At 67.4% G+C, this 25,634-nt stretch carries 25 protein-coding genes; 14 read left to right on the top strand and 11 right to left on the bottom strand.

All coding sequences use genetic code 11. The annotated features are described in order from the left end of the window. The first annotated feature begins 147 nt into the window (after window positions 1–147). Together BMW87_RS28955 and BMW87_RS28950 are read left to right on the top strand one after the other, a co-directional pair. The gene (locus BMW87_RS28955) at window positions 148–951 is read left to right on the top strand and encodes an IclR family transcriptional regulator (protein ID WP_093058521.1); all 804 of its coding nucleotides are present in this window, start codon (window positions 148–150) and stop codon (window positions 949–951) included. Window positions 952–1,039: 88 nt separating this feature from the next. After that, window positions 1,040–2,101, top strand: a complete 1,062-nt coding sequence (locus tag BMW87_RS28950) for an adenosine deaminase (protein WP_093080876.1) — start codon at window positions 1,040–1,042, stop codon at window positions 2,099–2,101. Here the strand turns inward: BMW87_RS28950 and BMW87_RS28945 are convergent. After that, a complete protein-coding gene (locus tag BMW87_RS28945) occupies window positions 2,062–3,360 on the bottom strand; it encodes an MFS transporter (RefSeq protein WP_093080901.1) in 1,299 nt (432 codons plus the stop codon). The genes BMW87_RS28950 and BMW87_RS28945 overlap by 40 nt on opposite strands. 96 nt (window positions 3,361–3,456) lie before the next feature. Here BMW87_RS28945 and BMW87_RS28940 point away from each other — a divergent pair, with 96 nt between their 5' ends. The 3 genes from BMW87_RS28940 (at window position 3,457) to BMW87_RS28930 (ending at window position 7,810) form a co-directional block, all read left to right on the top strand. Next, a complete protein-coding gene (locus tag BMW87_RS28940; protein ID WP_093080874.1) occupies window positions 3,457–4,485 on the top strand; it encodes a LysR substrate-binding domain-containing protein in 1,029 nt (342 codons plus the stop codon). Then, window positions 4,451–5,263 (top strand): helix-turn-helix domain-containing protein, encoded by an 813-nt coding sequence (locus BMW87_RS28935; RefSeq protein WP_093080871.1) that lies wholly within the window; start codon window positions 4,451–4,453, stop codon window positions 5,261–5,263. The genes BMW87_RS28940 and BMW87_RS28935 overlap by 35 nt, the downstream gene beginning before the upstream one ends. Before the next feature lie 114 nt (window positions 5,264–5,377). Next, the gene (locus BMW87_RS28930) at window positions 5,378–7,810 is read left to right on the top strand and encodes a penicillin acylase family protein (RefSeq protein WP_093080869.1); all 2,433 of its coding nucleotides are present in this window, start codon (window positions 5,378–5,380) and stop codon (window positions 7,808–7,810) included. Between the two features lie 24 nt (window positions 7,811–7,834). On the opposite strand, the gene BMW87_RS28925 is transcribed toward BMW87_RS28930, so the two are convergent. Beyond that, window positions 7,835–9,076: an MFS transporter gene (locus BMW87_RS28925; RefSeq protein WP_093080866.1), complete on the bottom strand. Its 1,242-nt coding sequence runs from the start codon at window positions 9,074–9,076 to the stop codon at window positions 7,835–7,837. A gap of 172 nt (window positions 9,077–9,248) precedes the next feature. Between BMW87_RS28925 and BMW87_RS28920 the strand changes: the two genes are divergently transcribed. The 3 genes from BMW87_RS28920 to BMW87_RS28910 all read left to right on the top strand — a co-directional run bounded on the left by BMW87_RS28920 (window position 9,249) and on the right by BMW87_RS28910 (window position 12,300). Beyond that, the gene (locus BMW87_RS28920; RefSeq protein ID WP_093080864.1) at window positions 9,249–10,196 is read left to right on the top strand and encodes a GlxA family transcriptional regulator; all 948 of its coding nucleotides are present in this window, start codon (window positions 9,249–9,251) and stop codon (window positions 10,194–10,196) included. Window positions 10,197–10,302: 106 nt separating this feature from the next. Then, on the top strand, window positions 10,303–11,109 hold the full coding sequence (locus BMW87_RS28915; protein WP_093080861.1) for an SDR family NAD(P)-dependent oxidoreductase: 807 nt from the start codon (window positions 10,303–10,305) through the stop codon (window positions 11,107–11,109). A 90-nt stretch (window positions 11,110–11,199) separates the two neighbouring features. Beyond that, window positions 11,200–12,300 (top strand): BMP family ABC transporter substrate-binding protein, encoded by a 1,101-nt coding sequence (locus BMW87_RS28910; RefSeq protein WP_093080859.1) that lies wholly within the window; start codon window positions 11,200–11,202, stop codon window positions 12,298–12,300. Between the two features lie 2 nt (window positions 12,301–12,302). Here BMW87_RS28910 and BMW87_RS35600 read toward each other — a convergent pair whose 3' ends face one another. The 4 genes from BMW87_RS35600 to BMW87_RS28895 form a co-directional block, all read right to left on the bottom strand. Then, the gene (locus tag BMW87_RS35600; RefSeq protein ID WP_354339289.1) at window positions 12,303–12,680 is read right to left on the bottom strand and encodes a hypothetical protein; all 378 of its coding nucleotides are present in this window, start codon (window positions 12,678–12,680) and stop codon (window positions 12,303–12,305) included. Window positions 12,681–12,699: 19 nt separating this feature from the next. Next, a complete protein-coding gene (locus BMW87_RS35595; RefSeq protein ID WP_256216959.1) occupies window positions 12,700–13,023 on the bottom strand; it encodes a nucleotidyl transferase AbiEii/AbiGii toxin family protein in 324 nt (107 codons plus the stop codon). Next, window positions 13,016–13,486, bottom strand: a complete 471-nt coding sequence (locus tag BMW87_RS28900; RefSeq protein ID WP_093058539.1) for a helix-turn-helix domain-containing protein — start codon at window positions 13,484–13,486, stop codon at window positions 13,016–13,018. The genes BMW87_RS35595 and BMW87_RS28900 overlap by 8 nt, the downstream gene beginning before the upstream one ends. Before the next feature lie 64 nt (window positions 13,487–13,550). Further along, window positions 13,551–14,432 carry a LysR family transcriptional regulator gene (locus tag BMW87_RS28895; protein WP_093080856.1) on the bottom strand — a complete coding sequence of 294 codons (882 nt, stop codon included), beginning with the start codon at window positions 14,430–14,432 and terminating at the stop codon, window positions 13,551–13,553. A 105-nt stretch (window positions 14,433–14,537) separates the two neighbouring features. On the opposite strand from BMW87_RS28895, the gene BMW87_RS28890 reads away from it, so the two are divergent. From BMW87_RS28890 to BMW87_RS28865, 6 genes are all read left to right on the top strand, one after another. Next, a complete protein-coding gene (locus tag BMW87_RS28890; RefSeq protein ID WP_093058511.1) occupies window positions 14,538–15,143 on the top strand; it encodes a short chain dehydrogenase in 606 nt (201 codons plus the stop codon). Continuing rightward, on the top strand, window positions 15,140–16,123 hold the full coding sequence (locus BMW87_RS28885; protein WP_177192866.1) for an NHL repeat-containing protein: 984 nt from the start codon (window positions 15,140–15,142) through the stop codon (window positions 16,121–16,123). Before BMW87_RS28890 ends, BMW87_RS28885 begins: the two co-directional genes overlap by 4 nt. 76 nt (window positions 16,124–16,199) lie before the next feature. Next, complete coding sequence (gene guaD, locus BMW87_RS28880; protein WP_093058510.1) at window positions 16,200–17,486, top strand: guanine deaminase; 1,287 nt, start codon at window positions 16,200–16,202, stop codon at window positions 17,484–17,486. A 79-nt stretch (window positions 17,487–17,565) separates the two neighbouring features. Continuing rightward, window positions 17,566–18,132 carry a dCTP deaminase gene (dcd, locus tag BMW87_RS28875; RefSeq protein WP_093058509.1) on the top strand — a complete coding sequence of 189 codons (567 nt, stop codon included), beginning with the start codon at window positions 17,566–17,568 and terminating at the stop codon, window positions 18,130–18,132. A 110-nt stretch (window positions 18,133–18,242) separates the two neighbouring features. Next, window positions 18,243–19,139: a KPN_02809 family neutral zinc metallopeptidase gene (locus tag BMW87_RS28870; RefSeq protein ID WP_093080854.1), complete on the top strand. Its 897-nt coding sequence runs from the start codon at window positions 18,243–18,245 to the stop codon at window positions 19,137–19,139. Between the two features lie 131 nt (window positions 19,140–19,270). Further along, the gene (locus tag BMW87_RS28865) at window positions 19,271–20,734 is read left to right on the top strand and encodes a DEAD/DEAH box helicase (RefSeq protein WP_093080851.1); all 1,464 of its coding nucleotides are present in this window, start codon (window positions 19,271–19,273) and stop codon (window positions 20,732–20,734) included. A gap of 35 nt (window positions 20,735–20,769) precedes the next feature. Here the strand turns inward: BMW87_RS28865 and BMW87_RS28860 are convergent, their stop codons facing one another. From BMW87_RS28860 to BMW87_RS28840, 5 genes are all read right to left on the bottom strand, one after another. Beyond that, window positions 20,770–20,991, bottom strand: coding sequence for a hypothetical protein (locus BMW87_RS28860; protein WP_093080849.1), 222 nt, complete (start codon window positions 20,989–20,991; stop codon window positions 20,770–20,772). A gap of 128 nt (window positions 20,992–21,119) precedes the next feature. Continuing rightward, the gene (locus tag BMW87_RS28855) at window positions 21,120–22,742 is read right to left on the bottom strand and encodes a rhodanese-related sulfurtransferase (protein WP_093080846.1); all 1,623 of its coding nucleotides are present in this window, start codon (window positions 22,740–22,742) and stop codon (window positions 21,120–21,122) included. Beyond that, window positions 22,739–23,350, bottom strand: coding sequence for a cysteine dioxygenase family protein (locus BMW87_RS28850; protein WP_093080844.1), 612 nt, complete (start codon window positions 23,348–23,350; stop codon window positions 22,739–22,741). Before BMW87_RS28850 ends, BMW87_RS28855 begins: the two co-directional genes overlap by 4 nt. Beyond that, on the bottom strand, window positions 23,347–24,330 hold the full coding sequence (locus tag BMW87_RS28845) for an ABC transporter substrate-binding protein (RefSeq protein WP_093080841.1): 984 nt from the start codon (window positions 24,328–24,330) through the stop codon (window positions 23,347–23,349). The genes BMW87_RS28850 and BMW87_RS28845 overlap by 4 nt, the downstream gene beginning before the upstream one ends. Then, window positions 24,327–25,571: an acyl-CoA dehydrogenase family protein gene (locus BMW87_RS28840; protein WP_093080838.1), complete on the bottom strand. Its 1,245-nt coding sequence runs from the start codon at window positions 25,569–25,571 to the stop codon at window positions 24,327–24,329. Before BMW87_RS28840 ends, BMW87_RS28845 begins: the two co-directional genes overlap by 4 nt. Window positions 25,572–25,634 lie beyond the last annotated feature (63 nt).

The raw sequence follows: 25,634 nt of genomic DNA, 5'->3' as shown, positions 1-25,634 counted from the left end.
AACGGAAAAAGGTGATGCACCCTGCGATGCAACATGCATGCCAATAGTCGATTCTTTTGAATCTCTAATCAATAAATGAAAACCACTAGTCGTGTTTTAAGAATCGATATTCGATATTTCAAGAGACTGTAGCTATACTCCAGCGCCATGGACGCCACACCCGACACAGCCCCCGAAGACAGCCAGAGCCTGCTTTTCAACCAGTCGCTGGAGAAGGGCCTGGCCGTGCTGCGCGCCTTCAGCGCACGGCGGCGCACCATGACGCTGGCCGACGTGGCCGAGGCCACCGACATCACCAAGAGCTCGGCCCAGCGCATGGTCTTCACGCTCGAAAAACTGGGCTACGTGCGCAAGCACCCGAAGACGCGGCGCTACCAGCTCACGCCGCGCGTGATGGAAATCGGCTTCAACTACCTGGCGGCCCATTCGCTGATCGACATGGCCAACCCCTTCCTGTCGGAGCTGACCAAGGTGACGACGGAAACCTCCTGCCTCACCGAGCCCGACGGGCTCGACATGGTCTACGTGGCGCGTTTCGTCAGCGCGCAGTTCGTGCCGGTGCACATGCCCATCGGCAGCCGCATTCCCATGTACTGCACGGCTTCGGGGCGCGCTTTTTTGAGTGCGCTGCCCGAGGAAGAGGCGCGCTCGCTCATCGAGGCCTCCGACCGCGTGGCCCACACCATGCACACGTGCACCGATGTGGACGCAATCCTCGAAACGTTGCGCCAGGCGCGGCTGCAGGGCTTTGCCACCAATGCCGAGGAGCTGTTCCTCGGCGACATGACCATCGCGGCGCCCGTGCTGGGCAGCCAGGGGCGGCCGGTGGCCTCGGTGCACATCGTGGCGCCTACCAGCCGCTGGACGATCGACGAAGCCGTGCGCAAGCTGGCGCCCACGCTGCTGCTGTGCGCGCGCTCGCTGACCAGTTCGGCGCGCAGCATCGACTGACTGACGGCTATACGGTTTCAGGCATCGCGCCGGCCATGGCTGGCTTTATGCTGTGCGGGATCAAAACGCAGCAGCAGAGTCCCCCACCATGACCGATTTCCGCCCCGCCTACGACAAGAGCTTCGACCGCATCGCAGCCGACCGCCTGCCCGAGTTGCTGCGCGCCATGCCCAAGGCCGAACTGCACATGCATATCGAGGGTTCGCTCGAACCCGAGCTCATCTTCGCGCTCGCGCAGCGCAATGGCGTGTCCATTCCCTACGCCAGCGTCGAAGAATTGCGCAAGGCCTACGCCTTCACCAATCTGCAGAGCTTTCTCGACATCTACTACGCCGGCGCCAGCGTGCTGCTGAAGGAACAGGATTTCTACGACATGGCCTGGGCCTACCTGGAGCGCGCCGCGGCCGACAACGTGGTGCACACCGAGATGTTCTTCGACCCGCAGACGCACACGGCGCGCGGCGTGTCGATGGAAACGGTAATCAACGGACTGCACCGCGCCTGCGTCGATGCGCAACCGAAGCTGGGCGTGAGCGCCACGCTCATCCTGTGTTTCCTGCGGCACCTGAGCGAGGAAGAAGCCTTCGAGACGCTGGAGCAGGCGCTGCCATTCCGCGACAAATTCATCGGCGTGGGGCTCGATTCGAGCGAAGTCGGCCATCCGCCAGAGAAGTTCGCGCGCGTGTTCGCACGCTGCCGCGAGCTTGGCTTTCACCTTGTCGCGCATGCGGGCGAAGAGGGCCCGCCGGCCTATGTGTGGAGCGCGCTCGACGTGCTCAAGGTCGAGCGTGTCGACCACGGCGTGCAAAGCACCAAGGACCCTGCGCTGATGAAGCGGCTCGCGCAAGACCGCATTCCGCTCACCGTGTGCCCGCTGTCGAATCTCAAGCTCTGCGTGTTCCCGGACCTGTCGCAGCACAACCTTGGCGCGCTGCTGGGCGCGGGCCTGGTCGCCACCGTCAACTCGGACGACCCGGCCTACTTCGGCGGCTACATGAACCAGAACTTCACGCAGACCTTCGCGGCCACCGGGCTCAATGTGCAACAGGCCTGGCAGCTCGCGGCGAACAGCTTCGAAGGCAGCTTCATCGACGCGGCTGCCAAGCGTGCCTACGTCGACCGGCTCAACGCGGCCTTCGCGACTTTTTGATCCGCAACGGCGGGCCGCGGCACCAGCAGCGGCATCGCCACCAGCGCGCAGGCGCTGGCCGCCAGCCACACCATCGGCCAGCCCTGTAGCGCCAGCAGGTACGGAATGGAAAACGGCGTGACGAAGCACACCAGGAACACACTGGTGTTGGCCATGCCCAATGCCGTGCCGGCGCGGGCTGCACCGGCCAGCGTGGCGAGTTCGGTGTAGGCCACGCCGTGCCAGGCCGACACGCACACGCCGCTCACGCCCAGCAGCACGACCAGCGCGATGCGCAGCGCAACTGAATCGGCGGCATGCGTGCCCGAGACCATCACCAGCACCGCGAGGCCAGCGAACAGCAGCACGCTGAGCGCACTGCAAGCCCGCAGGTAGGCCGGCCGGTTGCGCCGCCGGTCGGTCCAGCGACCGCTCCACACGCGCATGACCATCGCGCCGACCTGCGTGAACACCATGGTCGCGGTGATCGTCGCGAAGCCCGCATGGCCAAAGTCGTGCAGGAACACGGTGCCGAAGGACAGCACCGCGAACTGCGGCGCGCAGAGGATGCCGATGCCGGCCACGATGCGCCACACGCGCACGTCGCGCAGTGGACCACTCTTGGGTGCGGCCGCTTCCACGGTCTTGTTGCCGCGCGGCGCAATGGGTGGCTCGTGCACCCACGCCCAGCTCATCGCCGCGCTCAGCGCGCACAACAGCGCGAGCAGGCCGTACAGCGCGGCAAAGCCGAAGTGCAGGGCGACGAAAGGCAGCACCAGCGCGCCGATGCCGCCGCCCAGTGGCACGGCCGTCTGCCGGATGCTCATCGCGAGGCCGCGCTCGCTGGCGTCGAACCACGTCATCACCGCGCGGCCACTGGCACCGTTGACGCTGCCGCCAAGCAGGCCGACCAGCAGCAGCCCGGCGCCGAGCCAGCCCAGGCCGGGAATGTGCCCCGCCGCTGGTGCGGCCCACAGCGCCATAGCCACGAGCGCGATGGCCGTGCTGCCCAGGCCCATCAGCAGCACCGGCCGGTCGCCCCAGCGGTCGGTCAGCAGGCCCCATGGCAACTCGCTCACCGCGATGCCTAGCCCCATGAGGCCGAGCACCAGCCCGAGCGTGGCGTTGTCGAGCTGGTAGCCGGTGCGCATGAGCACGGCGGTCATCGGGATGCCGCTGAAGGCCACGGAGAACGCCGCGTTGGCGGCCACGCCGGCAGTCAGCACCTTCCAGCGGTGGCGCGGCGAGAACGTAGAGGAGGAAGAGGGAGATTGCGTCATGTTGGGCGCAGTGTCCGCCGCCGACAAGGTTTTGAAAATCAGAAAATAATGCGCCAATCATCCTGAAAAACAGGACGGTCAAGAAGGAGCCCCGACATGAGCCAGGTGATGTTCGATCTCGACGTGCTGCGCACTTTCTCCACCGGCATCGCGCTCGGCAGCTATGCGCGTGCCGCCGACAAGCTGGGCCGCTCGACTTCAGCAGTGAGCGCGCAGCTGAAGAAGCTGGAATCGCAGGCCGGCACCGTGCTGTTCCGCAAGGCCGGCCGCGGGTTGGAGCTAACCGACGCCGGCGAAACGCTGCTGGCCTATGCGCACCGCATGCTCGAACTGAATGAAGAAGCCAGCGCCGCCATGCGCGGCGCCGACCTGCAGGGCTGGGTGCGCCTCGGCCTGCAGGAAGACTTCGGCGAGACGCTGCTGCCTGCCGTGCTCGGCCGCTTCGCGCGCGCGCATCCCAAGGTGCGCATCGAGGCCTGCGTGGCGCGCAGCGGCGAGCTGCGGGAGCGGCTCGAACTCGGCCAGCTCGACCTGGCGCTGGCATGGGACGCGGGCGACCAGCCCCTGTCGCCGTATGCCGAGCGCGTGGCGCGCTTGCCCCTGCTGTGGATCGGCCCCAAGGCGCCCGACCGGGTCGAGGCCGACTGGTGGACGCAGCGCGAGTACCGCGGCACCGGCACGCGCCAGGCCAAGAGCAAGGAGCCGTTGCCGCTCATCATGCTCGACGCCCCGTGCCCGCTGCGCGAGATCGTCATCACTGCGCTCGACCGTGCCGGCGTGCCATGGCGCCGGGCCTTCGGCAGCGCCAGTCTGGCCGCGCTGTGGGCCGCTGCCTCGGCCGGCCTGGGCCTCACGGTGCGCACGCCTTTCGGGCTGCCATCGCACGTGCGCATCATCGATCGCACGATGCTGTCCCTGCCGGCACTGCCGCAGATATCGCTCGTGCTCTATCGCGCGCAGGCCCACTCCGAGGCCCCGGTGGGCCGGCTGGCCACGCTGCTGCTGGAGGCGGTGCGCCAGCATGTGCAGCCCATGGCTGTTCCGATGCGGGAGAATCCGCCGCTGGAGACAAAAACAAAAGTGATACGGCATGGCAACGCAAAACTTCCTGCACCTGTGGGATGACCGGTTCCTCTACATCACGCCGGCGATCCAGTCGGGCCTGACGGCCCGCTCGTCGGCCACGCTGCTGGCGTCGATCAGCGGGCATCCCTTCGCGCTGGAGGCGGTCGATGGCACACGCGTGCACTGCACCGCGGCGCTGGTCGCTCCGCACGTGTCGCGCCGGCTCGACGTCGATGGCTGCGGGCTGCTGTCGCTCAATCTCGATCCGGCGTCGAGCGCCTACCGCATGCTTGCAAAGCGCATGGGCGGCCACGGCATCCTGCCGATCGATGCGCGCCGCTTCGGCCGGCTGCGCGACGATTTCGATCCGGCGCAGCACGGCGCGCTTTGCAGCCGCGGGCTGCGGGTGCTCAGCGTGAAGCTGGTCGAGGCCATCAACGAATTCCCCGAGAGCGAAGCGGCCATCGACCCGCGCATCGAACGCGTGCTGCAGGCCATCCGCGCGCATGCGGGGCAGATTCCGCTGCGCGACCTGTCGGCGGTGGCCTGCCTCTCGCCCGACCGGCTCACGCACCTGTTCGCCCGGCAGGTGGGGGCGTCGGTCAAGCGCTATGCGCTGTGGACCAAGGTGCGGCGCACGGTGCAGCAGTTCACCGTGCGGCGCCCACTTACCGACGTGGCGCTGGTCAGCGGCTTCACCGACGCGGCGCACATGAGCCGCACCTTCCAGCGCTACTTCGGCCTGTCGCCGTCCTTCCTGGCGAGCCAGGTGCGCGTGACCGCCGACGACGGCGCCTCGCACGTCTGGGGTCATCAGCAGGGGCTGGCGTCAATGTAAAGAAGGGCGCGCGTGCGAGGCGTTCGCGTCGCCCGTCTTAAGATTGCCGCCGAACGCGCCACGCACGCTCATTGCCCACGCAGCTGCGTTCCTCATACACAACAGGAACACTGCATGCGCTCGAAATTCAAGTGCGGCCTCGGGTCGCTTTTTCTCGTGTCGGTTGCCATGGCCCTCGTGGCCTGCACCGGCATTACCGACCGTTCAACGCCCCCGCACGGCAGCTACAAGGCCGAGATCCGCCGCACCGCCATGGGCGTGCCGCACATCAAGGCCGACGACTGGGCCGGTGCCGGCTATGGCTACGGCTATGCGCAGGCGCAGGACGATCTCTGCACCATGGCCGACAGCTTTCTCACCTACCGCGGCGAGCGTTCGCAGTTCTTCGGCGCCGAGGCGCTGTTGACGGCCAAGAGCACCATCGGCCAGCCCAGGAACATCGACTCCGACTTCTTCCACAAGCACGTGATCACGGCCGACGTGGTGGGGGCCATGGCCCGCGCGCAGCCGGCCAGCATCCGCGGCATGGTCGAAGGCTTTGCCGCTGGCTACAACCGCTACGTGCGCGAGCTGAAGGCTGGTGCCGGTGCAGGCAACGCACATGCGGCCTGCCGCAACGAGGCGTGGGTGCGGCCGGTGAGCGCCGACGACATCTACCGCCGCATGTACGCCACCAATCTGGCGGCGGGCTACAGCAACTTCCTCTCGAACATCGCGAATGCGGCGCCGCCTGCCGCCAAGGTGTCGTCGCGCGAGGAGCACGGCGCGCAGCCGCTGGCGTTGCAGGTCGGCGGCGAGGCGGGCGTGGGCAGCAACATGATCGGCTTCGGCACGGCCGCCACCGGCGACGCGAGCCCGCTGCTGTTCGGCAACCCGCACTGGTACTGGCGCGGGCCTGATCGCTTCTATCAGGCGCAGCTCACCATTCCGGGGCAACTCGACGTCAGCGGCACTTCCTTCCTCGGCGTGCCGGTGATCCTGATCGGCTTCAACGACAACATCGCGTGGAGCCACACGGTGTCGGCGGCGCGGCGCTTCGGTCTCTTTCAATTGCAGCTCGCTCCGGGTGACGCAACGAGCTACCTGCGCGACGGTCGCGTGGTGAAGATGCAGGCCAGCACCGTCACCGTGAACGTGAAGCAGGCCTCTGGCAAGGTCGAGCCGGTGACGCGCACGCTCTACACCTCCGAATACGGCCCGCTGGTGAACCTGGGCGCGATCAACCCGGCGCTGGCCTGGAGCCAGAGCATGGCCTTCGCCATCCGCGACATCAACGCCGACAACTACCGCACCTTCCGCACCTGGCTGCGCTGGGCGCAGGCGAAATCGCTCGACGAGCTCATCGCCATCCAGCGCGAAGAGGCCGCTATTCCCTGGGTCAACACCGTGGCCGTGGGCCGTGGCAGCGCCAAGGCCTGGTATGCGGACATCGGCGCGGTGCCCAACGTGTCGCCCGAGCAGATGGCTGGCTGCACCACGCCCGCCGGTAAGGCGATGGCGGCCGCGCTGCCGCGCGTGCCGGTGTTCGACGGCTCGCGCAGTGCCTGCGACTGGCAGAGCGACGCCGACTCGGTGCAGAAGGGGGCAGTCGGCCCTTCGCGCATGCCGAGCCTGCTGCGCGACGACTACGTCGCCAACATGAACGACAGCTACTGGCTCGCCAACCCGAAGGCGCCGCTCACGGGGTACCCGGCCATCTTCGGCCCGACGGGCAGCAACGCGCAGACATTCCGCACGCGGCTCGGCCATCTCATTGCGAAAGACACGAGCAAGGGCGCAACGGTCGATGCCGTCGAGCGTGCGACGCTCGGCAGCCGCGCCTACACAGCAGAACTGTTCAAGGCCCGTGCGCTGGAACTGGTGTGCGGCGTGCCGCGCATTGCCGTGACGGGCGATGCGCAGACCGGTGAGGTGTTCTCGCCGCCGCGCAGCGTCGACACCGGACCCGCATGCGCGGTGCTGAAGGCGTGGAACAACACCGGCCTGGCCTCGGCGCGCGGCGCCCATGTGTGGGACGAGTTCTGGGCGCGTGCCTCGCGGCTGCCCGCGGACAGGCTCTATGAAGTGCCTTTCAGCGCGAGCGATCCGATCAACACACCGAGCGGCCTGAAGACTTCGGCTGCCGAGGACCTGCGGCAGGCCTTCGGCGCGGCGGTGCTGCGCGTGCAGGCCAGCGGCTACGCGCTCGACGCGCCGCGCGGCGACACGCTGTTCGTGACGCGCAACGGCCAGAAGATCCCGCTGTCGGGCGGCTGCGACGGCCAGGGCTACTTCACGATCCTTTGCTCGGAGAACCGGCTCGACAAGGGCGGCTACACCATGGACGCGAACCCCAACGGCAACAGCTACATGCAGATCGTGCGTTTCCCCGCAGGAGGCGTCGAGGCTCACACCTTCCTCACCTTCTCGCTGTCGGACGATCCGGCATCGCCGCACAACGCCGACTACACACGCGCCTACAGCGCCGGGCAGTGGCTGCGCCTGCCGTTCTCCGAATCGGAGATCAAGGCCGACGCCGCCTACAGCAGCGTGACCATCAGCGAGTAGGGAGGAGGGCGCAGCGGTGCTTCTTCAGCGCCGCTTCGCCAGCCAGTTCCACCCGGCGCCCGCGGCCATCAGCACGCAGGTGCCGAGGAACACGGCGCGCATGCCGATGTGCCCGCCCACGAAGCCGCCGAGCAGCGGCCCCGCGACCTGGCCCGTGTACTGCGCAGAAGTCGAGTAGCCGAGCATGTTGCCCGCCACGCGTTCGGGCACGTTGTGGCGGATCACGCTCGCGATGCAGGGCAGCAGCCCGCCGAGCGACAGCCCCATCAGAAAGCGCAGCACCACCAGCTGCCAGCCCGAGCTGACGAAAGCCTGCGGCACCAGCAGCAGTGCCGACACCGCAAGGCAGCCGACGATCACGTTCCAGTGACCCACGCGGTCGGCCAGCTTGCCCAGCCACGAGGCCGAGAGGATGCTACCGAGCGCCGCTGCCGACATCACGAGGCCGGCCATCATCGTCACGCGGTTCGGGTCTTCGACCAGCGTGGCAACGTAGACGGTGATGATCGGCTCGATCGACATGTTCGCGAGCATCAGCAGCATGCCGGTGAAGAGCATCGCGACCAGCGGTCGCTTGTCGGGCACGGCGGCCCAGCCGGTGTCGTCGGAGGCGCCGCGTTGCTTCGATGCGGAAGGCGCCTTCTTCTCTTCGCGGATGAGGAAGGCCGTTGCGAGAAAGGCCACGAAGATCATCGCGCCCGCCGCGAAGAAGGTGTTGCGAATGCCGACCAGCGGCGGCAGCACGCCACCCACCAGCGGCCCCACGAGGTTGCCCGCCATGATGGCCGACGACATCGTGCCCAGCGCCCAGCCGGTGCGGTCCTTGGGCGTCTGCGTTGCGACCAGCACCATCGAGCCCGAGGCATAGCCGCCGAGCAGCCCCGCCAGCAGCCGCAGCCCCACGAGCTGCCACACGTTGCCCGCAAGGCCGATCAGCGCCATCGCCACCGCCATGCCGAGGCTCGCGCGGATCAGCATCGGCTTGCGCCCGTAGCGGTCGGCCAGCCGGCCCCACAGCGGCGCGACCAGCGCGGCGCTGAAGAAGGTGGCACCGTAAGCCGCGCCCGACCACTGCACGATGGCCGCATGGTCCTTCACGCCGAGCTGCTCGACGTACAGCGGCAGGAAGGGCAGCAGCAGCGTCATCGCGATGATGGTGGTGAAGGAGCCGAACATGCAGACGGCGAGGTTGCGCTGCCAGTGGGTGTGGGCGCCCGACTCGGCTGGCGGGGCGTTTGTTGCGTTCGTTGTTGTCGGGTGCGTCATGGGGAGCACCCATTGTGGGACGACGCGGCCGGGTTGGCGCTTGCTGATTGGTGGCGGCACCCATCGCCGCGCGGGAAGGCCGTGCTGCGTATCCCTCACTCCAACGCGGTCAGCGCAGGTCGTCTAGCCTCGCGTCTGTCATTCAGTGCAACCCTCTTTTCAGGACATGGCCATGAAACGCATCGGCGTGCTCGTCTTCCCCGGCTTCCAGATCCTCGACCTCGCGGCGATCGCGGCGTTCGAGCTTGCCAACATCCATGCCGGCAAGGCGGTCTACAAGGTCGAGCTGCTGTCGGAAGAGGGCGGCCTCGTGACCAGCTCGTCGGGCGTGGCCACCGACAGCAAGCGCTTCGGCACGGCGAAGTTCGACACGCTGGTGATGAGCGGCGCGCTCTTCATCGCGCCCACGTCCGAGAAGATGCGCCGCTTTCTGCGTGCGGGGCTGCGCAATGCGCGCCGTGTGGCCAGCATCTGCACCGGCGCCTTCGGGCTGGCAGATGCAGGCCTGCTCGACGGACGCCGGGCGACCACGCACTGGTCCTTTGCGGGCGAGCTGCAGAAGCGCCATCCCGCCATCAGGGTGCAGCCCGACCGCATCTTCATCAACGACGGGCCGGTGTGGACCTCGGCCGGCATGACGGCCGGCATCGATCTCGTGCTGGCACTGGTGGAGGACGACCTCGGCGTGGAGGCTGCCCGGTTCGCGGCGAGGAAGCTGGTCGTGTATCACCGCCGCGCGGGCGGGCAGTCGCAGTACTCCGCGCTGCTCGAGCTGGAACCCAAGTCCGATCGCATCCAGAAGGCGCTGGTGCATGCGCGCGCCAACCTGCGCGAGACGCTTTCGGTGGAGGAACTGGCCGAGGTCGCGCACCTGAGCCCGCGCCAGTTCAGCCGCGCCTTCAAGGCAGAGACCGGGCATTCGCCCGCGCATGCGGTCGAGAACCTGCGCGTGGAGGCGGCGCGCGCGCTGATCGACGAGGGCAGCCTTGCGCTAGGCGTGGTCGCGCGCGAAACGGGCTTCGGCGACCCCGAGCGCATGCGCCGCGCCTTCCTGCGCACGCTGGGGCAACCGCCGCAGAGCGTGCGCCGAGTGGCCCGGAAAGAGGCCGCCACGGCCTGAAGCGCCGGATGTCCTGAAAGGTGGCTTATATGACATTTACGCCATAGCCTTGCAGGAGGAGACTTCCCCTCATGGCCACAACCCCGTGGCGATCAAAGGAAACTCCATGACTGCAACTTCAAATCCCGGCAAGGGCACAGCCCTCATCACCGGCGCCTCGTCGGGCATCGGCGCCGTGTACGCGGACCGCCTTGCGCGGCGCGGCTTCGACCTGATCCTGGTGGCGCGCAACCGCGAGCGCCTCGCCGCACTGGCCGCGAAGCTCGCGGACGAGACCGGCCGAAAGGTCGAGGTCCTTTCAGCCGACCTGTCCGATCGGAAGGACATCGCGTCCGTGGAAGCCGTGCTGCGCACTCGCGGCGACATCACCGTGCTGGTGAACAACGCCGGCTTCGGCGCCGCCGCACCGCTGCTCGGCTCGGACATCGACAGGATGGAGGAAATGATCGAGCTCAACGTGAGCGCGCTCACGCGGCTCACCTATGCGGCCGTGCCCGGTTTCGTCGAGCGCGGCGCCGGCACGCTGGTGAACATCGCCTCCATCGTGGCGATCTCGCCCGAGACGCTCAACGGCGTGTACGGTGGCACCAAGGCCTTCGTGCTGGCGCTGAGCCAGTCGCTGCAGCACGAGCTGAAGGACAAGGGCGTGCGCGTGCAGGCGGTGCTGCCCGGTGCGACGGCCACCGAGTTCTGGGGCGTCGCGGGCGTGCCGATCGAGCACCTGCCCAGCGAGATCGTGATGACCGCGCAAGACATGGTCGACGCGGCCCTCGCAGGGCTCGACCAGGGCGAGCAGGTCACGATTCCCGCGCTGCCCGACCTTGCCGAGTGGGATGCCTTCGATGCGGCGCGGCGTGCGATGTCGGGGCGGTTGTCCAGCACCGTGCCCGCGGTGCGCTACCGCGCCGCCTAGACGGCTCGGGGCATAAAATCCCCACCCCGCAGCAGGGCGTCCCGGCCTGCTGCGGGGTTTTGCTTTTCCGGGGCCATGTAGAGGAACACCATGTACAAAAACCTCGCGGGCCGCGCCGTTCTGGCGCTGGCCGCCGCGTGCTTTTTATCTCCCGCCTTCTCGCAAACGCAGCCGCCGAAAGTGCCGCTGAAGATCGGCTTCGTCTACGTCACGCCCGTCACCGATGCCGGCTGGGTGCGCCAGCATGAAGAGGGCCGCAAGGCCGTCGATGCGGCGCTGGGCGACAAGGTCAAGACCACCTATGTCGAGAACGTGGCCGAGGGTGCCGACGCCGAGCGCGTGATCCGCGACCTCGCGCAGCAGGGCAATACGCTCATCTTCACGCCGAGCTTCGGCTACATGGAGCCGACGCTGAAGGTGGCGAAGGACTTCCCCGAGGTGAAGTTCGAATCGATCACCGGCTACAAGACCGCGCCCAACGTGGCGACCGCCAATGCGCGCTACTACGAGGGCCGTTATCTCGCGGGCATCGCGGCCGGCCGCATGACGAAGACCAATATTGCGGGCTACGTTGCGGGCTTTCCGATTCCCGAGGTGCTGCAGGGCATCAACGCCTTCACGCTCGGCATGCGTTCGGTGAACCCGGCCGCGAAGGTGCACGTGGTGTGGCTCAACGAGTGGTTCGATCCGCCGAAGGAGCGCGACGCGGCCATGGCGCTGTTCAACCAGAACGCCGACGTGATCGCCTTCCACACAGGTTCCACCGCCGTGATGGCTGCGGCGCAGGAGCGCGGCAGGATGGCCATTGCCTACCACTCCGACATGCGCAAGATCGCGCCCGACGCGCAGATCGTCGCGGTCACGCACCAGTGGGGCGGCTACTACACGCAGCGCGCGAAGGCTGTGCTCGACGGCAGCTGGAAAAGCGGCAACCTCTGGGGCGGCGTGAAGGAAGGAATGATCCGCGTCGGCGACTTCGGCACGAAGGTGCCCAAGGCCGTGCAGGACGAGGTGCTGGCGCGGCAGAAGGACATTGCGGCAGGCAAGCTGCAGCCGTTTCGCGCAACTGCCGGTGACGTGCGTGACAACGAAGGTCACGTCGTGATCGCCAAGGGCGTGCAACTCAGCGACGAGCAGATCCTGAAGATGAACTGGCTGGTCGAAGGCGTGCAGGGGCGGGTGGCGCGCTAGCTCTATTGACCTGCGCGCGCAGCACGAGGCAACAGAGCCTTGATGCGCTGGCGAAGCAGCGCGGGCGTCACGGTCGGAGTCATTTGCAGCACGGCCATGCAACGGTCCATTCGACCCGGCCGCGCAAGCAGCGCCAAGACGGCCTTGGTGAGATCGGTGTCGATGCTGTTGCCGTAGGCGCGGCTGGCTTTGCTCGTTGCTCGACGCAACAGTGCCGCCCCGGGTTTCATCATGGCCAGGTCGATGATGTCGCGGCTGAAGACGCTGTCGTCGGCCCAACGGTCCGAGTTTGCGAGCAACTTGCTCGTTGCCATGTCGAGCGGCGTAAGGGTCGCGATGTCGCCGACTCGGTCCTCTGCTCCCGGCAATTCAAGTTCGATGCGCGCTTCGAGAACGATTTCAAACTTGATCTCGGTGTTGTCTACGCGAACCGACGATCGAATGCCGTATTGATCGGTGCGAAAGTTCAGCCGATTGCTGAATCTCGGAGCCTTGGCGTGCGAGTGCGCCGAGGCCTTGATTCCTCGTCAGCAGTTGGCGCAGTTGGCGATAGCCATCGATGTCGGATACGAGGAAGTCGATGTCCACGGACTCGCGGTACTCGCCGTAGCGAAGCGCGATAGCCGTGCCTCCGCCGAAGAAGCAATGGCTTTGGGCGAGCAGGTTTGCGTCGAGTGAGGCCAGCACCTGAGCGACGCGTTGATGGTGTGGCCGTTCAAACATGCAATGGCTTCCTGCCAAGGGTGCGCGCCAGGTCTTCCAACAAGTCGCGCTCTTTGGCGTCCAGTGCGGATGTGTCGACATGGCGCCAGTTGCGCTCGTAGGTTCCCCATGCTTCTTCGGGCGTGAGTTCGGTGGTCGGGGCCAATTGCCAGGCAAGTCGGCGCAACTGGGGGTAATCGGCAATTCGAATGCCCCCTGGGAGCGGCGCAAGGGCTGGCGGCTCAGTGGACATCACCACATCGACGTCGAGACCCAATGCTCCCAGCGCATTCATATAGGCGCCCATCGTGACCGAAGGTTCTCCGCGCTCGATCCTGTGCAGCGTCATGCGAGACACGCCCGCTGCCTCTGCGGCGGTGGTGGCGCTGACCTTCAACGCCTTGCGGTGTGCATGAATGCGGCTGCCGAGCGTTGCGAGGCGCCGGTCTGCTGTGGCTGTGGTGGGCGGGGAAGTGGAGGGCATTATGTCTCCCATGTTAGACAAATTTGAAAATTTGTCCAGAATGAGTGACATCAAGAGCTATCTTTCAGCCCAGCCGCTCGACCACGAAGTCCACAAAGGTCCGCAGCTTCGCACTCGGCCGCGCTTCCGGCAGCCGCATGATGTGCACCTGCCGCGTGGGCAGTTCCCACTCGGGCAACAGCTGCACCACCTGGCCCGATGCGAGTGCAGGTCCGAGCAGCGCATCGGCCTGCACGATCACACCTACGCCGGCCATGGCCGCGGCCAGCAGTGCCTGGCCGTTGTTGGTGGTGAGCGGGCCGCGCACCGGCACGTGCACCGTCTCGCCCTTGCGCGTGAAGCGCCACGAATGGTTCGGCCCCCAGGTCGCGAAGCCCAGCAGCGGAAAAGCCTCCAGGTCGGACGGGTGCTTCGGCTGACCGTGGCGCGCGACCCACGCGGGGCTGGCGACGGCATACATGCGCGCCAGCGCGAGCGGTCTTGCAATGAGCCGCTCGTCGACCGCGGCGCCCGAGCGGATGCCGCAGTCGAAGCCCTCCTCCGCGAGATCGACCACGCGGTCGTTGAGGCTTAAGTCGACCTTCACCTGCGGGTAGGCGGCGATGTAGTCGCCGATCACCGGCGTGAGCCGGTGCGCGCCGTAGGCCACGGGCGCGGTGACGCGCAGCACGCCCTGGGGCATGGCGCGCAGCGACTCGGCCACGCCGTCGGCGGTGTGCACGCTGGCCAGCACGTCGCGGCAGCGCTCGAGGTAGGCGGCGCCGATCTCGGTGAGCGAGTGGCGGCGCGTGGTGCGCTCCAGCAGGCGGGCGCCAAGCTGCTCTTCGAGCGCGCGGATGTGCTTGCCGACCATTACTGCCGACAGGTCGAGCGCCTCGGCGGCAGCGGCGAAGCTGCCTGCATCCACCGTGGCCACGAAGACTTCCATGGCGCGGAGCTTGTCCATATTGAGAATCCAGAGTTTCGAATGACCGAACCAGACGGCAATTTATCAAATCAATGGTTCGTAAAACAATAGCCGCTTGTTGATTCACTTTTGGCGAGGTTCTCCATGAAGGTTCTTGTTGTGGGCGCGACGGGCGCAATTGGCAGTGCGGTGGCTCAGACGCTGGCTGAGCGCGGTCACGAGGTGATTCGCGCAGGCCGCACGCGCGGCGATCTCCAGGTCGACATCACGAGCGATGCGAGCGTCGAGGCGCTGTATGCGGCGGTGGGACGCGTCGATGCCATCGTGTCGGCGGCGGGCGGGCTGTTCTTCGGTCCGCTGAATGAAATGCGGCCGGCCGACTTCAACGTCGGCCTGCAGGACAAGCTGCTCGGCCAGGTGCGGCTCGCGTTGCTGGGCCAGCATGTGCTGACCGATGGCGGCTCGATCACGCTGACCACGGGCATCGTGGCGGACGAGCCGATCCGCCAGGGCGCGAATGCCACGGCCGTCAATGCAGCGGTCGAGGGTTTCGTGCGCGGCGCGGCGATCGAACTGCCGCGCGGCATCCGCATCAACGTGGTGAGCCCGACGGTGCTGACCGAGTCGCTGCCGTTGTACGGGTCGTTCTTTCCCGGATTCGAGTCGGTGTCGGCGGCGAAGGCTGCGCAGGCCTATGTTCGCAGCGTCGAAGGGCCGCAGACGGGGCGCGTGTATCGCGTGTGGCAATGAGAGTGCGTGCGTTGCTCGGGGGCGTGTCGCTCGCGTTCGTGGCGGCGACGGCTTCGGCTGCGCCGGCCGGGGTGCAGGCCTTGCCGGACGACTGGTATCCGGAAAGCGTCGCCATCGGCCCGGACGGCTCGTTCTACGTCGGCAGCTGGCGCGAGGGCGCGGTCGCGCGCCTGAAGCCGGGTGTCGCGCCGAAGGCCGAGGTGCTCGTGAAGCCAGGCGCCAATGGTCTGGCGAACGGGCAGGGCGTGCTGGTCGATGCGAATCGTCGGGCGCTGTGGGTCTGCTCGGGCAGCAGCGGCTTCACCACCGTGCCGCAGACGCCGAGCGCACTCAAGCGCTACGACCTGGCCACGGGCGCGCCGCGCGCGAGCTATGCAATGCCCGACAGCGGCTACTGCAACGACCTCGCGCAGGACGCACGCGGCAATCTCTACGTGACCGACTCCTACCACCCGCGCGTGCTGAAGCTCGCACCGGGCGCTGCCGCGCTCACGGTGTGGAAGGAAGACCCGGCGCTGGCCGGACCGGGCCCCTACAAGGGCCTGAACGGCATCGCCATCGATGGTGGGCGCGATGTCTATGTGAGCCTCGTGGCGGCGGCTCCTTACGTGCTGCGCATCGGCCTGGGCACCGGCGGCAACGCCGGCGAGGTCACGCGCATCGAGGCGCCGCGCGTGCTGAAGAACGTCGACGCAATCCGCGCCTGGAAGCCCGGCCGGCTCGTGCTGTTCGAGAGCAATGCCTTCGGCGAAGGCCCCTACGGTGGCCAGATCACGGTGGCGCGTGTCGACGGCACGAAGCTCGGCCTGCAGACGGTAGTGACAGGGCTCAACGACCCCTCGTCGGGCGCGGTGCGGGGCGATCGCGTCTACTTCATCGAATCGAAGTACGCGCTGCTGACCAAGCGCAAGGACGGCGACGGGCCCGTGCCGACCGGCGTGCCCTTCGACATCCAGTCGCGTGCGCTGCCGCCGCGGTGAGTGCGTTCCGCATATAGCACTCATATGCGCATGGAAATTGCGGTGCGGTGGGGCTGGATTACCCTCCGCACCCACGATGAAAAAAGCCTACCGCGCCTCCCTCCTGCGATTCGACGCCGCCGGCCAGCCCGTTTTCGATGAAGACGGCCTGCTGGTCGTGGCCCCCGACAGCACCGGCCGCCAGCGCGTGCTCGATGCCGGCAGCCACGCCGCCGTCGCGCCGCGCCACCCCGGCGCCCACGTGACCCATCTGCCGGGGCGCATCCTCGCGCCGGGCTTCGTGGACATGCACATCCACTATCCGCAGACCGACATCATCGGTTCGCCCTCGCCCGGCTTGCTGCCCTGGCTCGAGAACTACACCTTCCCTGCCGAAAGCAAGTTCGCAGACCCCGCGCATTCGAACGAAGTGGCCGACGTGTTCTTCGGTGAACTGCTGCGCAACGGCGTGACCACCTCGCTGACCTTCGCGACTTCGCATGTGGCCTCGGTCGATGCCTTCTTCGAAGGCGCGCAGCGCCGCGGCCTGCGCATGATGACCGGCAAGGTGCTGCAGGACCGCAATTCGCCCGACGGCGTGCGCGACGAAACCGAGCAGAGCCTGATCGACTCCGAAGCGCTGATCCGCAAGTGGCACAACGTCGACCGGCTGGGCTATGCCATCACGCCGCGCTTTGCACCCGCGAGCACCGATGCCCAGATGCGCGGCGCGAGCGAGCTTGCCGCGAAATACGCCGACACCTGGATCCAGTCGCACGTGGCGGAGAACCGCGACGAAGTGAGCTGGGTGCGCGAGCTGTACCCCAAGGCGCGCTCGTATCTCGACGTGTACGCCGGCTTCGGCCTGATGCGCGAGCGCGCCGTGTACGCCCACTGCATCTACCTCGACGACGCCGACCGCGCCCTGCTGCGCGAGACGAAGACGGCGGCGGCCGTGAGCCCGACGAGCAACCTGTTCCTCGGCAGCGGCTTCTTCGACTTCGGCGCGGCCGACCGCGTGGGCTATCCGTACGGCCTCGCCAGCGACGTGGGCGGCGGCACCAGCTTCAGTCCCTTCCACACCATGATGGCCGCCTACTACGTCGGCCGTGAAGGCCAGACCAAGACCGGCCTGAGCATCGCGCCCTCCGAGCTCTGGTGGCGCCACACCGGCGGCGCGGCGCGCGCGCTGGGGCTCGACGGCGTGGTGGGCAACCTGCAGCCGGGCTGCGAGGCCGACTTCCTGGTGCTCAACCCGGCGGCCACGCCTCTGCTGGCGCGCAAGACAAAACTGGCGAGCACGCTGGAAGAAATGCTCTTCGCGATGATCGTGCTGGGCGACGACCGCCTGGTCGAGCGCACCGTGATTTCGCAGGCGCTGTAGCACCCGGGGCGGCGGGGAGGGCAGTGGCGCATGCCACAATTCGCGCCATCTCCCCCCGCAGCAGCAGTAGCGACCGCATATGAGCATCAAGAGCGACAAATGGATCCGGCGCATGGCCGAGCAGAACGGCATGATCGAGCCCTTCGAGCCCGGTCAGGTGCGCGAGAGCGACGGCCACAAGATCATCAGCTACGGCACCTCCAGCTATGGCTACGACATCCGGTGCGCGCCTGAATTCAAGGTTTTCACCAACATCCACAGCACCGTGGTCGACCCGAAGAATTTCGACGAGAAGAGCTTCGTCGACATGCACGGCGACTACTGCATCATTCCGCCCAACAGCTTCGCGCTGGCGCGCACCGTCGAATATTTCCGCATCCCGCGCAACGTGCTCACCATCTGCCTCGGCAAGAGCACCTATGCGCGCTGCGGCATCATCGTCAACGTCACGCCCTTCGAGCCCGAGTGGGAAGGCTACGTGACACTCGAATTCAGCAACACCACGCCTCTGCCCGCCAAGATCTACGCGGGCGAAGGCTGCGCGCAGGTGCTGTTCTTCGAGAGCGACGAGGTCTGCGAGACCAGCTACAAGGACCGCGGCGGCAAGTACCAGGGCCAACGCGGCGTCACCCTGCCAAAAACCTGACGAAACACCAGGCCGTCTGCTGACGGCCGGTTACCCCGGAGGGCGCCGGGGCAAGTACCATCCTGCGACCGCCGGCAAATCCTCCTGCAATGGCCGGCAAGGAGACTGCGATGAGATGGGAAGGCAACGAACAATCGGACAACGTCGAAGACCGCCGCGGTGAAGGTGAAGGTGGCGGTGGTGGCGGGGGCGGCGGCTTCATCGGCGGTCGCGGCATCGGCATCGGCACCATCGCGGTCGCGCTGATCGCGGGCTGGGTCTTCGGCATCAACCCGCTCACGGTGCTGAGCCTGCTCAGCGGTGGCGGCGGTCCAGCCCCGGTGCAGCAACAGCAACAGGGGCCCGCACCCAAGCCACCGTCCGGCGACCGCGAGGCGGCTTTCGTCTCCACTGTGCTCAAGAACACCGAAGTGGTCTGGACGGGCATCTTCAAGCAGAACGGCGGCACGTACCACGCACCCCGGCTCGTGCTGTTCCGCAATGCCACGCCCACGGCCTGCGGCACGGGGCAATCGGCCATGGGCCCGTTCTACTGCCCTGGCGACCAGAAGGTCTACATCGATCTCGGCTTCTACGACACGCTGAAGAACCAGCTCGGCGCGCCGGGCGAGTTTGCGCAGGCGTACGTCATCGCGCATGAGGTCGGCCATCACGTGCAGGACGAACTCGGCATCACCGCCAAGGTCGACGGCATGCGCAGCCGCCTGAGCCAGACACAGAACAACGCGATGAGCGTGCGCGTCGAACTGCAGGCCGACTGCTTCGCGGGCGTGTGGGCCCACCATTCGCAAGAGTCGAAGAAGTGGCTCGACCCGGGCGACATCGAGGCCGCCATGAACGCCGCGCAGAAGATCGGCGACGACGCCCTGCAGCGTTCCGCAGGCCGTGCAGTGGTGCCCGACAGCTTCACCCACGGCTCGAGCGCGCAGCGCCAACGGTGGTTCGGCGCGGGTTATCAAAGCGGCGATATCAAGTCCTGCGACACCTTCAATGCGCGTAGCCTCTGAGCTGCATCGTCTTGAAGGGCCTGCCAGTGCTGAATTGGTTGCTATCTAATAAATAGCAATTCCGCTGGCGCGGGCGTTGTCATGCCGCCGTCACTGCCGTTTTTTGCGGCAATGCGACAATAGCGGGCTCAATGACAAGCTCCTTCTCCAATCTATCGCTGGCGGAACCGCTGGCGCGCGCCGTAGCCGAAATGGGCTACGAGACCATGACACCGATCCAGGAGCAGGCCATTCCGGTCGTGCTCGCGGGCCAGGATGTGATGGGCGCCGCCCAGACCGGCACCGGCAAGACGGCGGCGTTTTCGCTCCCGCTGCTGCAGCGCATGCTCAAGCATGAAAACGCCTCGACCTCGCCCGCGCGGCATCCGGTCCGGGCTCTCGTGCTGCTGCCCACGCGTGAACTGGCCGACCAGGTCGCGCAGCAGGTCAAGCTGTACGCCAAGTACACCAACCTGCGCAGCACGGTGGTGTTCGGCGGCATCGACATGAAGCCGCAGACGCTGGAACTGAAGAAGGGCGTCGAAGTGCTGGTCGCTACGCCGGGCCGTCTGCTCGATCACATCGAAGCCAAGAACGCGGTGCTCAACCAGGTCGAATACGTCGTGCTCGACGAAGCCGACCGCATGCTCGACATCGGCTTCCTGCCCGACCTGCAGCGCATCCTGAGCTACCTGCCCAAGCAGCGCACTACGCTGCTGTTCTCGGCCACGTTCTCGCCCGAAATCAAGCGACTGGCCGGCAGCTACCTGCAGAACCCCGTCACCATCGAAGTGGCGCGGCCGAACGAAACGGCCTCCACCGTCGAGCAGCATTTCTACAGCGTGGCCGACGACGACAAGCGCCGCGCGCTCAAGCAGATCGTGCAGCAGCGCGGCATCACGCAGGCTTTCGTGTTCGTCAACAGCAAGCTCGGTTGCGCGCGCCTCGCACGCTCGCTGGAGCGCGATGGCCTGCGTACCACCGCACTGCATGGCGACAAGAGCCAGGACGAACGCCTGAAGGCGCTCGCCTCGTTCAAGGCCGGCGAAGTCGACCTGCTCGTGTGCACCGACGTCGCGGCCCGTGGTCTCGACATCAAGGACGTGCCCGCGGTCTTCAACTTCGACATTCCGTTCAACGCCGAAGACTACGTGCACCGCATCGGCCGTACGGGCCGTGCCGGCGCCTCGGGCCTGGCCGTGAGCTTTGCCAGCGGCGGCAACGATGCGCGCCTGGTGGCCGACATCGAGAAGCTGATCAAGAAGAAGATCGAGCTCGAACCCGTCGAGTTCGAAGAAGACCGCCCGCGCGGCCGCATCAACGACGGACGCCGCCACTGGCGCGAAGAAGGCGAAGCCGGCGACGCACGCGATGTGCTCGACCAGCCGCGCGAACGCCGCGAGGCCGAAGCCCGCCGCGGCGGTGGACGTCCGCACCGCGCACCGTCGGCACCGCGCGATCCGTTCTTCGACAAGCCTTACGAAGCCGGCGAGCCCGATGCCACACCGGCATGGGAAGCTGCCGCCAAGGCTGCAACGCCCGCACGCGGCATCTCCAGCAACATCAAGACCAAGCGCAAGGTCGCCGCTCTGTTCAAGAGCGCCGAGCCGAGCTGATCCAGGCGTGTAGAGGCGGCATCAGCCGCCTCGGTTCAGCGCCAGCCGCGGTGCCATCCGTATTGCGGGTGGTGCCAGCCCCAGCCGTAGCGCGGGTGGTAGGCCCACACGAAGCCGACACCGGGCGACACGTAGGTCGGTGCCACATAGGCCACACCCGGAGGCGCTGAGTACACGGGGGCTGCCGGTGCGACCACGCAGCCGGTCAGGACTGCTGCCAGCGCGGCGGCGGACAAGGCAAGAACAGGGAATCTCATGGCAAAGCTCCTGGGACGAGTTGTTGTCGGTATGAACAACCAACGTCCCGTGGCATCGCCGGATGACGGCCTTTACCCAGCCTACACAGTGTCACCACCGTGTTGTCATCCTTTCAAAACGCTTGCATCTAGATCACGTTGAAATGATGCGTGCCGTCGCGCCCTAGCTGCGCCACCAGGCCGTACTCCCAATCGAGATAAGCCTGCATCGCTTCGGCCGGCGCATCGGTGCCTTCGTAGGGCCGGCGATAGCGATCAGTGCGCGCGGTTGCAAGGCGCGTCTCGCCGGTCTCCGCGTCGAGGCCTGCGGCGAACCATGCCGCGTTGCCGCCGGTCAGCACCAGCACCTCGATATCGCCCTTGCCGCGCGCATCGAGCAGCGCGCGCAGGTCGGCCGCGGCATATCGGGCGAGCAGGCTGCTGCCGCAGGTCAGCACGTAGCGCTGCGCCGGTGGAATGACCGCATCGAGGGCCTGCGCAAGTTGCGCGCGGATTACATACCAGGCGCCGGGAATGTGGCGCTTCACGTAGTTCGCGCTCGTCGTCACGTCGATCACCGCGGTGCCGGGTTGCTCCAGCAACGCAGCCAGTTTCTTCGGCGCGAGCTCGCCCACAACGGCCGCAACCGGCGGGTATGAGCTCGGCGGCGCCGAGGTCTCGATGAAGTCCGCAGCCGTTGGCACGACCTCCGGCACATAAACCTCCCACCCCATCTGCGCAAGCCACGACGCGCTCATCGAAGCCCGCACGCCATCGTCGTCCGCCAGCACGATGCGCGCGCCGCGCACGGGCACCTGGTGATCGGTTTCCTGCACAAGTTGCCCGCCGGGCGCACTGGCAAAGCCGGGCAGGTGGCCCGCCGCATATTCCTCGGGCGTGCGCACGTCGAAGCGGTACACGGTGCGTCCCGGCGCTTCGAGCGTCTGCAGTGCGTCGAGCGCGATGCGGCGCACGCCAGCCAGATCGGCCACGCGTTTTGCATCGGCCTGCGCCTGTGCGCGATGCGTTTGCGACACCACGGCAGGCGCCTGCCGGTCGGCACCATGGTCCAGCACCTGCCCCGCAAGCTTCCAACCGATCGTGCCGTTGCGCAGCGCAGCCACCGGGTTCGGAATGCCCGCGTTCACCAGCGACTGCGTACCGATGATGCTGCGTGTGCGTCCTGCGCAATTGACGATCACCTGCGTCGAAGGATCAGGCGCCAGCTCGCGCACGCGCAGCACCAGCTCCGCGCCCGGCACGCTGGTGGCCGAGGGAATGCTCATCGTCTGGTACTCGTCGAAGCGGCGCGCATCGAGCACCACCACGTTGGCCTTCGCATCGACCAGCGCCTTCACCTCGGGCGCGGACAGCGAAGGCGTGTGCCGCTCATGCTCGACCAGTTCGCCGAAGGACTTGCTCGGCACGTTCACGTCACGGAACAACTCGCCGCCCGCGCGCCGCCAGCCTTCGAGGCCGCCTTCGAGCAGATGCAAGTTCGTGTAGCCCAGCGCAGCCAATGTCTTCGCGGCCAGCGGCGCAAGGTCGACACCGCCGTGCTCGCCGTACAGCACGATCAGCGTGTCGCGCCGCGGAATGCGCCGCCACGCTTCGATCTCGATGCGCGACAGCGGCAGGTTCGCAGCCCACAGCGGATGCTCCTGTGCGAACGGATCTTCCTCGCGCACGTCGAGCAGGGCAGTTTCGTCGCGGGCGATGAGCCGCTCGCGCACGGCGGCGAATGAAAAAACGGGAAAGGAGGCAGTCGTCATACGGTGTTCGAGGATGCGAGTTCAGCGGAGCGATCCCCCAGGTTGGGCAGCAGCGCGTTGGAGTATCCGGAGACAAAGGGCTTGCGGCCGCCCTCCGTCGGGTAAGTATGCCGCCGCACGGCGCCGATGTTCGCGCCGTACACGTGGATGCTGATCGACACGCGATCCGCATGTGCGTTGTGCACGCGGTGGAGGTCGCCGATGGTGGGCGACACGGCTTCCACGTCGCCAGCGTCGAGCCGCACCGCCTCGCCCTGCGGCTGCGCATTGCCCTGCGCATCGAGCGCATAGCCCTTGCTGTACTCCGCGCCGCGCAGCATGCCGATCAACCCCCACACCGTGTGGTCGTGCACCGGCGTGGCCTGTCCCGGCCCCCACACGAAGCTCACGACCGAAAAGCGCTCGGTGCTGTCCGCGTGCAGCAGAAATTGCCGATAGCGCACAGGGTCGGGCTGGGCAAAGGCCTCGGGCAGCCAGTCGTCGCGCGCCACCAGCGTGCGCAGCAACGCGCCGCCTTCAGAAAGAATGCGGGGCTCGTCGGGCGCGCTGTCGAGCAGCCGGCCGAAGGCGCCGACGAATTCGCGCAGGGGCGCCAAGGTGGCGATCACGCCGGGCGCTTCCAGACGCTGGTGTCGGTAATCGCGCGCACATCCACCCGCACCGGCAGGATGCCGTCGCGCGCCGAGCGGTCGGCTACGGCCTGCAGCGCGACGATGTCGGCTTCGCTCACCGGCCGGCCTGCCACCGAAGCCCGCGCGGTGATGATGCGCGACGACTCGATCGGCAGCCGCGTGAGCTGGCTGTAGGCCTGTGCGTAGGCTTCGGGGTTGGCCAGCGCCCAGTCGCCCGCTCGGCCCAGCCGGTCGAGAAACTGCACGATGGCCGCGCGCCTGGCCGGGTCGGCCAGCGAATGTTCGCTCGCGGTGATGAAGCCCAGGGCAGTGTTGATTCCGCGCCCGTCGCGCAGGATGCGTCCGCCTTGCTGCACGGCGATGGTGTAGTACGGATCGAAGATGGCCCACGCGTCGATCTGCTTCGAGGCGAAGGCGGCGGCTGCGTCGGTCGGCAGCACGAACTTCACCGTTACCTCTTCGCGCCGCACGCCGGCTTCTTCGAGTGCGCCGTACAGCTGGTACTGCGAGATGCTGCCGCGCGCCGACGACACGATCACCGTCTTGCCGCGCAGGTCCGCAACGCTGCGCAGCGGCGAATCGGGCTGCACGACGATGCCCAGCGAGTCGGCCTTTCCGACGCGCGTGGCGACGATCTTCAGCGGCGTCTTGCCCACGGCCGCGGCCAGCACGGGCAGGTCGCCGGCCATGGCTGTGTCGACTGCCGCGCTGCGCTGCGCCTCGAACAACGGTGCCGCCCCCTGGAAGTTGGCCCAGCGGTAAGCGAACGGCGCGCCTTCGAGCGTGCGCGAGGCCTCGAAGAGCGAGCGCAGGCCACCGGCCTGGTCGCCAAGCACCAACGTCGTCTGTTGCGGCTGCGCCCACACGCGCAGCGAGCCAGCGGCGGCCAGCGAGAGCGCGGCGCCTTGCTTCAGCCAGCTGCGGCGGGAAGCCCTGGAAAACAGCAGGTCGGTCATGCAGCGGCTCCCGTCGAGAGCAAAGCGCGCTTGCCCGCGGCCACCAGGATCGCATCGTTCTGCGGTGTGTGGATGCGGCTGCACAGCACGTCGCGGTAGTGCCGTTCCAGCGGGTTCTGCCGCGTGAGGCCGTGGTTGCCGCTGAGCTGCAGCGCCAGCTCGACCGCGCGGATTGCGTTGCCTGTCACGGCGTACTTGAGCAGGCCGCTGTCGGCGGCAGGTTGCGCATGGCCGCGATCGACGGCGGCGGTTGCGTCGTCGAGCAGCACCCGGTTGGTTCGCAGCAGCGCCTCGATCTCGCCCACATGCTCCTGCACGCGCGGCAGGCTGGCCAGCGGCGCGCCGAGGCTGCCAGGCGCTCGCTGATTCAGGAAGCCGACCAGCCAGTCGCGTGCGGCCGTGGCCACGGCGTCGTACAGGCTGCCGAGCAGCACAGTCATCCACGCCTGCTGCGTGGCATGGGCGTCGATATCGGTCTGGCTGCCTGCATCGGGCGCCCAGTCGGCCGGCGCGCGAAGGTCCACCGCGTGGTCGAGATCGATGGCGACGTCTTCGAACACCACCTCGTGGCTGCCCGAGGCGCGCAGGCCCAGATGGTCCCAGCTCGCGATCACGCGCACGCCGGGCGCGTTGCGCGGCACCAGGAACACGCCGGTGCGCGGGGTGGCTTCATCAGCCTCATCGGTACGAGCCCACACGGCGAGCCAGCTCAGGCCCTCGATGCCGGTGGTGTAGAGCTTGTGGCCGTCGATCTTCCAGCCGCTGCCGTCGCGCCGCGCGACCGTGCCGGGCAGGCCGCCGCGGGCCGGCGAGCCGAGCGCGGGCTCCACGCGCAGCGCGTTGATCAGCGCGCCGTTTGCGACTGCATCCCGCGCCACGCGTTCGCGCAGATGCGGTGGCCAGCGGCTGTCGATGCGCGTCAGTGCGTGGTGTTGCAGATAGGTCATCGTGAGAATCAGCGCCGTGGCCGGCTCGCCCCGCGCCACGGCCGAGATCACGCGCCGTGCCGTCGCCAGCGTGGCACCGCCGCCGCCGTGCTCGGCGGGCGCGACCAGCCCGATGAGTCCATGCGCCTGCAGTGCCTCAAAGTTCTCGCGCGGAAAAGCGCCGCTGCGGTCGTGGTCGGCCGCGGTGGCTGCGAACTGGGCCGACAGGCGCGCCAGCACGGAGGCATCGACGGTGGAAGGCGGGGAGGGGTGTTCAGGCGTGGCCGGCGTGCGGCGCAAGGGGAGTGCACTCATGGTTCCCGCACGGTACCGGGCCGCCCGGCGCGGGAAAACGACGCATCCCGCATATGCAAACTC

Origin of the sequence: Variovorax sp. OV084, from assembly GCF_900111625.1 — a bacterium.
Lineage (GTDB): Bacteria > Pseudomonadota > Gammaproteobacteria > Burkholderiales > Burkholderiaceae_C > Variovorax.
This window is presented reverse-complemented; position numbering and strand designations above follow the sequence as displayed.